This is a genomic window from Acidobacteriota bacterium, from assembly GCA_038040445.1.
GTDB lineage: Bacteria > Acidobacteriota > Blastocatellia > UBA7656 > UBA7656 > Onstottus_A > Onstottus_A frigus.
This window is the reverse complement of sequence record JBBPIG010000015.1, coordinates 59,116-71,862: the sequence shown is the minus strand read 5'-3', so window position 1 is coordinate 71,862 and position 12,747 is coordinate 59,116. Positions and strand designations below refer to the sequence as shown.

The 12,747-nt window shown below is 58.1% G+C and carries 8 protein-coding genes; 2 read left to right on the top strand and 6 right to left on the bottom strand.

The features are described 5' to 3' along the window. Positions 1-3: 3 nt before the first annotated feature. A complete protein-coding gene (locus AABO57_16790) occupies positions 4-2,700 on the bottom strand; it encodes an amino acid adenylation domain-containing protein (GenBank protein ID MEK6287400.1) in 2,697 nt (898 codons plus the stop codon). Between the two features lie 582 nt (positions 2,701-3,282). On the opposite strand from AABO57_16790, the gene AABO57_16785 reads away from it, so the two are divergent. Further along, positions 3,283-4,140, top strand: a complete 858-nt coding sequence (locus tag AABO57_16785; protein ID MEK6287399.1) for a hypothetical protein — start codon at positions 3,283-3,285, stop codon at positions 4,138-4,140. Positions 4,141-4,394: 254 nt separating this feature from the next. Continuing rightward, complete coding sequence (locus AABO57_16780) at positions 4,395-5,570, top strand: M23 family metallopeptidase (GenBank protein MEK6287398.1); 1,176 nt, start codon at positions 4,395-4,397, stop codon at positions 5,568-5,570. A gap of 100 nt (positions 5,571-5,670) precedes the next feature. On the opposite strand, the gene AABO57_16775 is transcribed toward AABO57_16780, so the two are convergent. The 5 genes from AABO57_16775 to AABO57_16755 all read right to left on the bottom strand — a co-directional run bounded on the left by AABO57_16775 (position 5,671) and on the right by AABO57_16755 (position 12,664). Next, on the bottom strand, positions 5,671-5,916 hold the full coding sequence (locus AABO57_16775) for an AbrB/MazE/SpoVT family DNA-binding domain-containing protein (GenBank protein ID MEK6287397.1): 246 nt from the start codon (positions 5,914-5,916) through the stop codon (positions 5,671-5,673). Positions 5,917-6,129: 213 nt separating this feature from the next. Further along, on the bottom strand, positions 6,130-7,701 hold the full coding sequence (locus AABO57_16770; GenBank protein ID MEK6287396.1) for a R3H domain-containing nucleic acid-binding protein: 1,572 nt from the start codon (positions 7,699-7,701) through the stop codon (positions 6,130-6,132). 204 nt (positions 7,702-7,905) lie between these two features. After that, positions 7,906-9,237 (bottom strand): amidohydrolase family protein, encoded by a 1,332-nt coding sequence (locus AABO57_16765; protein MEK6287395.1) that lies wholly within the window; start codon positions 9,235-9,237, stop codon positions 7,906-7,908. Positions 9,238-9,338: 101 nt separating this feature from the next. Beyond that, positions 9,339-10,907 carry an amidohydrolase gene (locus tag AABO57_16760; protein ID MEK6287394.1) on the bottom strand — a complete coding sequence of 523 codons (1,569 nt, stop codon included), beginning with the start codon at positions 10,905-10,907 and terminating at the stop codon, positions 9,339-9,341. Continuing rightward, entirely contained in the window at positions 10,904-12,664 is a 1,761-nt protein-coding gene (locus tag AABO57_16755) for an amidohydrolase family protein (protein MEK6287393.1), read from the bottom strand. Before AABO57_16755 ends, AABO57_16760 begins: the two co-directional genes overlap by 4 nt. Between the last annotated feature and the right edge of the window lie 83 nt (positions 12,665-12,747).

The window sequence follows — 12,747 nt, the reverse complement described above, 5'->3', positions numbered from 1 at the left end:
CTCTCATTGAAGGGTCAGGGTGACCTCATCGTGCCGGGCTTTGCTCAGACACTCCCGTAGGCTCCGAGCGAGTATCGATACGTTTGGTTCTCCAATGATTGAAGTGTGATCGCCGGGTATGTCGTGCACTTGAATGCCGCCGCGCGCTAACCCGCCCCACCCTAAAACAGGGTCAGGGCGCCAGATTGGCTTCTGATTAGCGGCCCTAAACAAATCAAGCCTGCCATCATAGGGCTTTGGCAAATAGTCCCAGAGAGCGCGCTGCCGGGCTGCCTTAAGATCTCCGGTCATACCTGCGCCCGGTCTGCGCCGAGCCCTCACGCCTTGCTGATATGAGAGTCTCCTGACGCTCTTCTTGATCCTGATTGCGTTGATCGCAAATCGCTCGCGCAAGTAGCTCAACTTCTCAGACGGTTCGGCGCGTAGAAGTGCCTTCAAATGAATTGACGCCCTCTCCCTTACGGGCAAGAGCTTCGGATAGCCCGGGCCGTAGGTGTCAAACAAAGCGAGTAGCCCGACCGTCTTACCCTGCCCGACTAACTGTCGGGCCATCTCAAAAGCGATAGTCCCGCCGAATGAGTACCCGCCGAAGAAGTAGGCGCCCTCGGGCTGGAGACGCTGCATCTCCGTAATATAGTGCGCGGCCATCGCTTCAACGCTTAGGGTGCTCACGTCGCCAGCCCTCGCTCGCAACCCATGAAACGGCTGATCGTCGCCGAGATGTTGGGCCAGGTGCCGGAATGAAATCACATCTCCGCCGATGCCATGCACGCAGAAAAACGGCGCCTCGGAGCCGGCCGGTTGAATAGGGACGAGCGATGAGTCTTCGCCTTGCCCTGCGTCGATAAGCCTTGCTACCTGCTCGATGGTCGACGCCTGCAACAGAGTCGAGGGTGGAAGCTCTCTGCCGTAGATCGCCGCTATCGCGGCAAATAACTCGGCTGCCGCAAGAGAATCACCCCCCAGGTCAAAGAAGTCGTCTGCTACACCAACAGGTCGGACATCCAGGACCTGTTCCCATAACTGCTTAAGCCGCGCCTCAACGGAATTGGCCGGGGCTATGAAATCGCTTTGAGCCTTTGGACGGGCCGGCGATAGATTCTGTAACTGGCCGCGGTCTATTTTCCCGCCCGGCGTGCGCGGGAGCTCATCAAGCGTCATGAAGTCCGTGGGAATCATGAAGTCCGGCATTGACGTTCGCAGGGCGGTGCGCAAATCGGCGGGATTGATCTTCGAACCCTTTTCGGGAACTAAGAAGGCGGCCAATCGCTTTTGCCCGGCGGGAAAGTCGCGCGCCACGACGACAGCTTCTTTTACCCCCTTCAAGTTCAAAAGGGCTGCTTCGATCTCTGAGGCTTCAATGCGGAATCCTCGGACCTTCAGTTGAGAATCTTTACGGCCGGCGTGTATCAGGCATCCGTCGCGCCGCATGCGTCCCAGGTCGCCGGTGAGATAGATCTGTGACTTCGCGTCGGCTGTATCCGGGAGGAAGAACTGTTTTGTAAGCTCCGGCCTGCGCCAGTAGCCGGGGGAGATGTAGCGACTCCGCACGGCTATCTCGCCTACGCGATCGAAGCCAACCGTTTCGCCACTCTCATCGAGCAGGAGCACTTCAACATCTTCGACCGGATAACCGATCGGCGCGACATCAGTCCGGCACTCAGTATGCCTGTCGAAGAAAAACTCGCGCGCGAGGTTGGTCTCCGTAGTCCCGAAGCCTACGTGCAAGAGGCAACCGTCGTGAAAGTGCTTCTTGTATAACTCCACATCACTCTTATAGACGGTCTCTCCGCCTAATCTGATGATTCGCAGCTTGGGAAATACTTCGTCGCCCTTGAGGCCCTCCGCGAAATGACGAAAGACGGTCGGGACCGAATAGTAGATCGATACGTCTTCGTTAATAAGAAAGCGCGCGAGCCAGTCGTGGCCTTCCTCCTTAATATCAAAAACAGACACAGCCGCTCCATTCAACAGGCCGGCGAAGATGTTTCCCACCGATGCGCCGTAGCTGTAGGAGGATAAGAGCAGCAGCCGGTCATCTGCGGATATGTGCTGGCCGTTCGTATAGCGCAGGACGATGTGCTGCACGTTTCGGTGAGTGTAGATCACACCTTTGGGTTGTCCGGTTGTGCCGGACGTGTAGTGTATAAACGCAATGTCATCCGTCCCTATGTAGAGGTCGGGATCCTCATCGATAACATCGGGACCTATTTCATCAAGATTGACTAGTTCGTTCCCGGCTTTGACCAGGGGAGCAGCCTGGGGCAGGTATTTGGTGTTGGTGACAATGAGGTCCGCGCCCGCATCATCCGCGATGTATCTATTCCGCTCAATGGGGTAGGAGGGGTCGAGCGGGACGTAAAACTTGCCGGCCTTCAGCGCGCCCAGAATGGCCTCGAACATCTGAGCGTCGTTCCCCAGAACCAGGGCGATTGCCTGTTGGGACTCAACGCGCTTCGCGAGGATCGCCTGCGCGACACGGTTGGAAGCCTTGTCGAGGGCTTCATAAGTCGCTTGGTATTCGCCGATCTTTACAGCCGGGCGGTGTGGAAGCGCGCGCGCTTGCCGGCGGAAATGATAAGGGATCGAATGCTCCGTCGATTCCTTCTTCCACTCGATGAATTGGTTAGTCGGGCGAATTTGGTGAGCCGGTGCTGACGAGGAGCCATAAAGACCGATAGCGTAGTCCTTGTCGTCCATGATTTTTGCGATCAACCTTCGACACTATGCACACTAAAATCTCGAAGCTGAATGTGCAAGTTCACTTCGTTCATTCCAGGGTAAGCTCTTTGGTGAATCATAACCGGAGGGCGAGTTCAGCATTTCAAATCAACTTGAAACATTAACTTCTTTTTCTCCGGATGTGTTAACTCAACTTCTAATAAAAGCTTCTTCGGTTGATCAAGTTCATCAGCGGACAGGTCGAATAACAAAGATGTTGTTGCTGATCCTCCTAGTTTGAAAGCTCCTAGAGTAACCCTTCTGGGCAGTATCGCCAACTTTATATGGTGAATATTGCAACCTCTTGTCTGTAAGCCTGGATTAGAATCTTAGAGTAATGAACAGTATCAAAAACAATCCCTGCATGTCTCAGGGTCTAACGTGAATTGGCCGTTGAATTCTCTTTTCCAAGCTTGGCTCAAACGGGCGGTGTCCGATGTAGGTGTATTATGTAAGTGAATGCCGGAAAGCAAAATTGACAAACCCAATTCACCGCCATACAATCGGGGCACGAGTTCAGAAGCGTCGGCGCCGGATCATCGCGCACTCGGAGATAGATAAATGACTCGCAGTTTCGGTAGATTGCTGGTTGTCTCAATAGCAATCTCGGCTCTTGCGGCAAGCGCGCCGGGGCAGCAGCGGCCGCTGATCACCGAAGATGTCGACATCATCAAGCCCGGCGTCATACGCATCGAAACAGGTTTCGAGTTCCTTCAGAACCAGCGTTTTACTCTCTCAGGGCTGCGCGGCGACGTGACCAGGCTCGCCGACACAAGGCTGAGCTTCGGCCTCGCCCCCAACGTCGAGTTTCAGATCGAGTGGACCTTTCAGAATTTTCTTTCCATCAAGAGCCGCAGTCCTTCGGCGATTGCGCTCAAGCTTGGGGCCAACGAAGCGGACACTAATGACGTCGGCGACGCGAGGCTCTGGATGAAAATCAAGCTCCGTAACGAGTCGCGCCGGACGCCCGCGGTCGGATTTCGTTTCGGCGTCGAGCTGCCAAACTCAAATCAAGCTCGAGGGATCGGCACAAACACGACAAGCTTCTACGGCATGTTCACCGCGGGAAAACGAGTTGGGGACAAGTTGAATGTGTTTGGGAATCTTGGCTTGGGAATACTGACCGTACCGCTGGAATCGACTTCGCAAAACGACGTGCTGTTGTATGGACTGGCGGGAATCTACACGGCTTCGGACCGAGTGAACATCGTTGGCGAAGTGAACGGCTTCCACTCGACGCGCAAGACTGCGCCGCTGGGCACCGAAGATTTTTCAGAAGCGCGATTGGGCGCGCAGATTCGCGCGCTCGGCGTGCGCTGGTATGCGGCGGGAATCTTCGGCACGTCAAAGCGCGCGCCCAAGACCGGACTTACGTTCGGCATCACCTACGACTGGGACGCATTCAGCCCGATCAAGTAACGGCAACTAACCTGGTGAGCCTCTTAGCAATGGTGTTCGTCGTTGCTTCGGGGGCCTCGGCGTTGCAAATCCCTCAGTAAGCCGTATAATCCGGCAAGGCCTCAAGGATCACCAGCACCAGCATATTGAGTTTAGCGCGAGAGTCGTTTGTGTCATGCGGCCGAAACTCCGCATTAGGAACGACTCCGGGACCAACTTTTCAGAGTTCGGCTGCTTTTCAGCCGCACACTCGGAGACGTTTAGGGAGAGCTTCGATGAAAAGGACTACGACGCGGGTTAAGTTATTAATTAGCGCAGTGCTGCTGCTTCACTTCTCGATCGCCTTGGGCAGGGCGCAAACACATTCTGCCGTCCCGGTTGATCTCTACATTCCGGTCGCCCCGATGCCTGTTAAGGCTGACGGTAGAGTCCATCTCGTTTACGAGCTGCACATCACTAACTTTGACAAACCAGCCCGCGACTTAACACTGACTCGCGTCGAAGTTCTCGGCGATGACCAGGACGCCGTTCCGCTCGCGCGTTTGGTGGGTGAGGACCTCGCCAAACAAATGTCCCGTCCCGGCGCCGGCGAGAAACTGCCCGACAAACGCCGTATTGCCGGCGGTATGCGGGCCGTCGTCTTCATGTGGATCACCGTGGACTCGACCGCCGCCGTTCCTCGAACCTTGCGCCATCGCCTGGGCTTCGCGATAGAGAAAGTGAACGGCGAAAGGACGGTCGAGGGAGCATCCGTCGAAGTTCGCCGCGACGCCCCGCTCGTCATCGGCCCGCCACTGCGCGGCGAAGGATGGATGGCAGCCAACGGCCCGTCCACTCGGGCTGAGAATGAACACCGGCGCGCCATTAACACGGTAGATGGGAAGGCTCGGATTGCACAGCGGTTCGCGATCGATTGGATCAAGTTCGGAGCAAACGGCCAGCTATGGTCTGGCGATGTGGGGAAGAATGCGAATTGGTTCGGCTACGGAGCCGAAATTGTTGCCGTGGCTGATGCCGTTGTGGCGTCGGTTAATGACTCGGTCCCCGAGAACAAACCCGATACCGATTCCAGGGCTGTGCCAATCACGCTCGAGACGATAGGCGGCAATTACGTCACACTCGATCTCGGCAATGGCCGGTATGCTATGTACTTTCATATGCAGCCAGGTAAGATTCGCGTCAAAGTGGGCGACAAAGTGCGCCGAGGCGAGGTTCTTGGGCTGGTTGGAAACTCCGGCAACTCAGACGGGCCACATCTTCACTTTCAAATCTGCGAGGCCGATTCGCCGCTCGGGTCAGAGGGTCTGCCCTTTGTTTTTGAATTGTTCGAAAAGCAAGGCGACGGCGGGCTGACGGACAGTGGAGCAAGTTGGAAACCGCTCCCAAACGGTAAGGTTGAAGAGCGCCGGATGGAGATTCCGCTTGAAAACGTCGTGGTCCGGTTTCCGTGAGCTTGCAGCCGAAGAACCCATTGCAGCCGGCCCCTCGCCAGTGGTTCTCTAGTGCAGAGCTAACAAGAGCCAGCGCGGTTCACCCCGTGTAGCGCGCCACTTACCACTCCTCTTTGCCGACTGGCGGCCCGAAGTTGACCTCTTTGACTCTGTAGCCTTTTGGGATTCGAGAAACGAGCTCGGCAAGGTCGTATTTGGCGCGCGGCACTTTCTTAACGAGGATCTGGTGGTCGTCAACTATGATCTCGACCTCGTCGCCGACGGCGATGTGAGCGAGATCGAGCACGTTCTTGGGTAAGCGCACCCCCTGGCTGTTGCCCCATTGCTGAACCCTCGAGACCATCATAGTGTTCCTCCTTCCGGGATAGCCCATGTATACACGTGGCAACACCGAATGGTCAAACCGGCTTTATGTCTGGGTTCTTTTTCCGAATCTTCGAGCGCGATAGAACATCACGAGACCGGTTGAATTCTTTGAAGTCAGTTGAGCCCGAAGAATCGAATGGCCAGATAGCCCAACAATGTGTTTCGACCCCCGCAACAGCCCGCGCTGTGAGCTTCACTGCGGATAGATAATTATTCGGCGCGTGGGGTCCTGGCCTTTGCTTTCAGATTGCAGTCCGCTTCGCTCAATGTAGAGGTGTTGCATTCGGCGAATGTGTCTTGGCTGGGGCGCTAATTCCGTCGGCCGACGGCGCTCTACCGCCTCAATGACTGCGTCTTCCACCTCTTGCATAGCCGCGTCTTCGTTACCGGCGCGCGCGGCCGTGCCGAGAGTTTCGCGCAGGAAGTTCTCCATCTGCGTGAGCGTATTGCTGCGGAGCGTGAAGACTTCGACCGCGTGGCCGCGCGCTTCCCGAAGCTTTTGAGATTGGCGTTTTGCGTGCGACTTCAACGTGAGTAACACGTCGGCCTCCGCCAGATCGTTCGTCACTGCTACCGGCAAGCCGAGTACTTCGATAGCCCGCTCCAATCGCTCGCGGCTTATCGCGTAAGGGTAGATGCGCAGGAGCTTGCCCTTCCTCGCGCGAGACTCGCGGGCCGGCTGGCCCAGCATCTCTTGTCTAGCTTCTCTCCGCTCCGACCCCAACCCCGCGCTCTCAGCCGAAAGCGGTTGAGTAATGGCGACCTGGCCGCCCGCGCGGCGTTCGCGGACTTCCGTGCTTGGCAGGAAGCCTCTGAGCATCTGATCGACAGCCTCGGCGACGTCGCGATGAATTGCCAGGCGGTCTTTGTCTTGAATCTCGATGAGCACGTCGAACGTAGGAGGAGCTTTGCGTTCGAGCACCGTCTTCTGCGTGCCGCGCCGGCGCGCTTCTTCATCCGACAATGTCACCGGGTGAATCCCGCCGACCAGATCCGACAGGGTCGGATTGATCATCAGATTCTCGAGCGTGTTGCCGTGCACCGTGGCAATCAATTGCACGCCGCGCTCGGCGATCGTGCGTGCGGCGAGCGCTTCTTGAGCGGTTCCGATCTCGTCGATGACGATGACTTCCGGCATGTGATTCTCGACTGCTTCGATCATGACTCCGTGCTGGTGTTCCGGCTCGGGCACCTGCATTCGTCGAGCGCGCCCGATTCCCGGATGCGGAACGTCGCCGTCGCCGGCGATCTCGTTTGAGGTGTCGACGACGATCACTCGCTTGTCGAGGTCGTCGGCGAGCACGCGCGCGGCTTCCCGCAGCAGGGTCGTCTTGCCAACGCCCGGCTTGCCCATCAGGAGAATGCTTTTGCCCGATTCGACTATGTCTCTGATGATGTCAACGGTGCCATAGATCGCGCGGCCCACCCGGCAGGTGAGTCCGACGATCTCGCCGAGCCGGTTGCGCATCGCGGATATGCGATGAAGCGTGCGTTCGATGCCCGCCCGGTTGTCGCGGGTGAACTGGCCGACTCGGCTGGCGACGTACTGAAGGTCCTCGCGGGTCACGAGCGAATCGTCAAGATATTGAGCGTGCGCGGTGTACCGAGCTTCCGGCTGACGTCCAAGATCGAGCACCACTTCGATGAGTGAGGCCATGTTGGCGGCGCGGCCGAGACCTTCGCGGATTCGCCCCGGCAGCACGGCCAGCATCAAGTCCAGGTTGTCAGTTGATACGTTTTCTTTCTCGTTTATCGTCGTGACCATTGCTGGCTCGCTCCCGGGATGATCGAACGTCCCAGACAAGTCTACAAGAAACTTCGTGTGGCGCACTAGCGGTCGCCCGAAAGAAATCCGCGTTGCTTGTACGGCGGTCTGGGTAGGGATTGCCAAGCGGAAGACAGAAAGTAGAAGGCCGTCCGATCGCTCAACGGGGCTGCACTCTCGCCTTATGCCTTCTACCTTTAGTCTTTAAGGACGTGCCTTGTACTTCTCGTAGAGCTCGGTGTGTCTGCTGGTGAGCGGTATATCGCGTCCGTTGATGAACACGTGCTTGATCTGCGTCCTAATCTCGAGCGGATCGCCGTCGGTCACTATCAGGTTCGCGATCTTCCCTTGTTCGATCGAGCCGACGCGGTCGGCAATGCCGAATATCTCCGCGGGATAAATCGTCACTGCCTTGAGCGCTTCTTCCTTCGGCAGACCAAACGCCGCGGCCATTCCGGCGTGATAAGGCAGATTCCTCGAATAAGCGGAATCGTTAGTCTGGAATGCGATCTTCACGCCAGCCTTCGACAGCAATCCGGCATTCGTGAAAGCCGCGTCATACGGATCATCTTCCTTAACCGGCATACGCAGCACCGGGCCGACTATCACCGGAATGTTCTTGGCCTTGAGCTGGTCCGCGACTTTGTAGGCTTCGATGCCACCGGAGATGATTGCTCTGAGCTTCATCTCGCCGGCAAATGCGATGGCGGCTTTGATGTCGCGCTCGAGGTTCGCGTTTATCACGACGGGCATCTGGCCGCGCACCACGGCAATCAACGCTTCGAGCTTCAAGTCAACGTCCTGTTTCGGCAAGCTCGGATCCTTCGCGCGAGCGTCCTTGGCATCACCATAAGCCGCGGCATCACGCAGGATCTTTTTCAGGCTTTCAATCTGCCGCTCCTGTTCCCGCCGCAACTCTGTGACCGAGCGTTGCTGTCCGAAACCGCCGAATCCGCCGCCGCCGCCCCCTCCGCCTCCGCCTGGCCAGTTGATATGCATCGCAACAGGCGATTTCAACACCATCTCCCGCGGGGTCCAGCCGTCGAGGTTAAGGATCGCGCTCTGCCCCGCAATCAATCCGCCGCGCGGCGCGGTAAGAGCAGTCGTAACTCCGTTCACCCGAGTTACAGCGATGTGCGAGCTGTCGGGATGAATAGCGACGTCTACGTGGATGTTCGCGTTGTTATCGCCTATCTCGTTCGTGTCAACCGAGCCGGGCACAGACCCGATCTCAGTCAAGCCGATCTCGGTGTCTGCATCGATCATTCCGGGATAGACCGAGAGCCCCTTCCCGTCGATGACCTTCGCGCCCGACGGTACTGAGGCATTCGCGCCGACCGCCGCGATCTTTCCGTTAACAATCACTACCGTGCCGCTCTCAATCACTGCTCCGGTCACCGTTATGATTCGCGCATTTCGGATCGCATAGCTCTCCGAAGTCTGAGCCGACACCTCTGATGAACCGCACCTAACGAAGCCGAGCGCACCAGCGCCAATCAAAATTGTAATCGCAACAAGCATTCTCTTCGTCTTCATCATTCTCTCCCTGAACGTAGCGCGCGCTGCCAGCCTAAATCTGCCCGGATACTGAGCCTTAAGAGTCCGCGCAATCTACACTCGTTTTCGTCGCGTCTCCTTCAACTCTGCGGCTCGGTCCCGTTTGGCCGAGGCGATTCATTCGGTCTTGGCTGAGGCTCATCCGGCCTCTCGGGGCGAGGCGGCCGGGGCCCGCCACGCTGGTCACGTTCGCGTTTTATCAAGTCGGCCTTCTCGCGCTTGAGCACCTCGCGCTGCTTGAGATCCTCACTTCGGTCAAAGTAGACCTCACCTTCGATGAACGTCATCTCCGGCACCGTGTAGACCGAAAAGGGATGCTGACTGAAGATCACCAGGTCCGCGTCCTTTCCAACATCAATCGAGCCTACTCGCTTCTGTATGCCAAGCTGAATCGCTGGATTGAGCGTCACCATTCGCAGTGCCTCTTCTTCGGCGACGCCGCCGTACTTCATCGCCTTCGCCGCTTCCAGATAGAGCCGCCGCGCAAGCTCATCCGAGTCGGAGTTCAAGGAGACGATGACTCCGCGCGATGCCATCAGAGCAGCGTTGTAGGGAATCGCGTCGTATGCTTCGAGCTTGTACGCCCACCAGTCAGAGAAGGTCGAGCCGCCAGTCTTGTGCGCGGCCATTTCTTTTGCAACCTTGTAGCCCTCGAGCACGTGCTGAAGCGTCTGCACGTGGAAGCCCATCTCATCGCTGAGGTTGAGCAGCATCAAAATCTCGTCGTCGCGATAGCAGTGTGAATGCACCATCCGCTTGCCCTGGAGAATCTCAACCAGCGCATCCAGCATCAGGTCACGCCGCGGCGCGATCGCAGTTCTGTCTGTCGCTTTCCTCGCCTCGTACTCCTGCCACTCGCGGGTGTAGTCCTTAGCCTTGATGAACGCCTCGCGGATGGTTTGTTCAACACCCATCCGGGTCGCGGGATAGCGGCGCGCGGTTGTGGTTGGCAATCCCTGACTGTTTGATCGCTTAGGGTTCTCGCCGAGAGCGAACTTGATGCCCGGCGGCGCTTCGGGGATTGGCCATTCGTCGACGGGCTTGCCGACCTTAAACTTAATCACGGCGTTCTGGCCGCCTATCGAGTTCGCCGACCCGTGCAAAACGTTGGCCGTCGTGGTGCCCCCGGCGAGCTCGCGATAGATGCTCGGGCTATAAGGGTCAATCACGTCGCGAACCCGAACCATCGAGGTCACCGAAAGCGAGCCTTCATTAACGCTGCCGTCCACCCCAGTGTGCGAGTGGCAGTCGATGATCCCCGGCGTGACATACTTGCCGGTGGCATCGATGACGCGGGCGTTGGGATCGCGCGCTTTCACGTTGGGACCGACCTCGGCGATTTTACCGTCGCGAATCAGGATAGAGCCTTTGTTAATCGTCCCATGAGACGCGGTCATTATGGTCGCGTTCCAGATGAGCGTTTCGCCGGGCGCACTAGCGGTCGCCGCGGAACTGGCGCCAGCAGCCAGTTTCGCTTTGCTCCCGGTCTGCGCGAACACTGAAGCGACCATCGTCAGCGTCAGCAGTGATGATAGAATCGCATTTATCTTTCTCATCATTCCCCCCAATTCGATTTCCGATTTCCGATTGCCCATTTCCGATTGTGCATTGGAAAACAAGAGAATCGGCAATCGGAAATCGGAAATCATCTCGGTCTCGTGCCGGTGAAGTCGAACGAGCCCATCGCGCCCATCACCATTGCCCCGCGCATGGAATCGCCTTCGATCGTGCCGGTGATGATCGCGTCGATCGACTGGCCTCCCATGTCGACGGTTGCTGTCAGCCGGATCTGATTCCCATTCACTCGCCCGCTCCTAAGAGCAACGTTCCCCATCGGCGTGCCCAGTGTGCCGGTGATTTGATCTCCGTCCTTCGCCAGGGTCAACTGAGCGCTGATCTCGCCTTGAGGCGACTGAACGACCAGAGACCACGTGCCGGACGGATCGATTGCGGTCGCGCCGGTTGGGCCCGGCCGGCCGCCCCCCATTCCGCCGCGCGCCGGCGCGGCGTCAGGCTTCTTCAACTCGATCTGTTCGCCATCGATGAAAACGTGCCTGACCTTGGTGTCCTTCGCCAGAAGATCGCCGCTCGCCACGACCAGATTTGCTATCTTGCCGGCCTCGATCGTACCGATCTGATCTCCGGCGCCAAAGATTTCGGCTGCGTTGATGGTAAGAGCGCGCAGCGCTTCGTCTTTCGACAAGCCGTTCTCGACAGCCTTCTGCACATTGGCAATGAAGTCCTGCGGTCGAAGCGAGCCGGATGTGAAAGCGAACTTCACACCTGCCTGCGCCAGCTTCGCCGCGCCCTTTGGCGTTTCAGCACGCTGGCGCAGCGCCCTAAGTGTTTCCTCTTCGTCGTCGGGTAGATCAGCCGCGCGCTTCGGAAAATCCACCGAAAGAATCACCGGCACGCTCTTGGCCTTGAGCATGTCAGCGATCCGATAGCCGTACAACGCGCCGGCGATGATCGGCTTCAGTTTGAACTCGTCGGCGATCATCAGCGCCCGGCGAATGTCCCCGTCCGAGTTCGCGACGAAGAGCACCGGTAACTCGCCCTTGATCGCAGGCTGAAGCGCCGCAAGGCGCTTGTCGTGTTCGGGTCTGTTCACTCCGCGCTTGATGCGGTTGTATCGGTCGACTTCATCGCGATAGTGCAGAGCGTCGTAGAACGACTGTCGAATGTAAGCTACGGTGCCCATCAGTGAGCCTGGGTATCCGCCGCCGAAGCCTCCTCCGGCGCTGAACTGGATCGTCAGTGCAACAGGCGAGCGAAGCACAAGCTTAGAAGCCTCGTCGCCCGCCAGGTTGATCAGCGCGCTCTGTCCCGCAAAGATTCCCTGACGAGGACTGCTAAGCGCGGAGGTCACCCCAACCGATCTTGGATCTTCGAACGATGCACCGGGTTTGACTTGATCTGCCGCCGCAAGCGATGGGTCGCCCAGTCGCGCTTCAGGCGAAGGCTGCGCGCCGGCCGCTGCAGCGGCAACTGCGGCCTGCCTGCCACCGGCGCCTCCCGCCGGGGGTTGAGCCTGCGCAGGCGCTGCGAGTCCGAGGCTGGTGTAGCCGTCGATGAGACCCGGATAGACAGTCATACCGGCGCCGTCTATCACTCGGGCATCCCCCGGTATCTTGACGCTTTCGCCTACATCGGTGATCAAGCCTTTGCGAAAAACAACCGTGCCCTTCGCGATTGTCTTGCCCGTACCGGTGACGATCTGAGCGTCTTTGATCGCGAATGCGTCGGGCGCATCAAGCCGGGCAACGGGCGCGTGGGTCAACGACGCGAGCACTGCGCCCGCGAGCAACCCAAGCGTCACGCAAACGCGCTTGAGCGTCGTGGCCCGCGCGGTCGTGGCTCGCGCGAAGGATGAGCGCTCGCGTCGCGCACGGAATGTTTCTGCCATTTCGATGGCCTCCTGCAAGATGTTTGGCATTAGACAAAGAAGACTGATTGAGCCGCCTGCCGTGTGACTGATTGCGCCTGCGC

Coding starts and splice junctions, on each gene's coding strand:
- AABO57_16790 (MEK6287400.1), bottom strand. CDS start 2,700: ATGGACGACAAGGACTACGCTATCGGTCTTTATGGCTCCTCGTCAGCA.
- AABO57_16785 (MEK6287399.1), top strand. CDS start 3,283: ATGACTCGCAGTTTCGGTAGATTGCTGGTTGTCTCAATAGCAATCTCG.
- AABO57_16780 (MEK6287398.1), top strand. CDS start 4,395: ATGAAAAGGACTACGACGCGGGTTAAGTTATTAATTAGCGCAGTGCTG.
- AABO57_16775 (MEK6287397.1), bottom strand. CDS start 5,916: ATGATGGTCTCGAGGGTTCAGCAATGGGGCAACAGCCAGGGGGTGCGC.
- AABO57_16770 (MEK6287396.1), bottom strand. CDS start 7,701: ATGGTCACGACGATAAACGAGAAAGAAAACGTATCAACTGACAACCTG.
- AABO57_16765 (MEK6287395.1), bottom strand. CDS start 9,237: ATGAAGACGAAGAGAATGCTTGTTGCGATTACAATTTTGATTGGCGCT.
- AABO57_16760 (MEK6287394.1), bottom strand. CDS start 10,907: ATGATTTCCGATTTCCGATTGCCGATTCTCTTGTTTTCCAATGCACAA.
- AABO57_16755 (MEK6287393.1), bottom strand. CDS start 12,664: ATGGCAGAAACATTCCGTGCGCGACGCGAGCGCTCATCCTTCGCGCGA.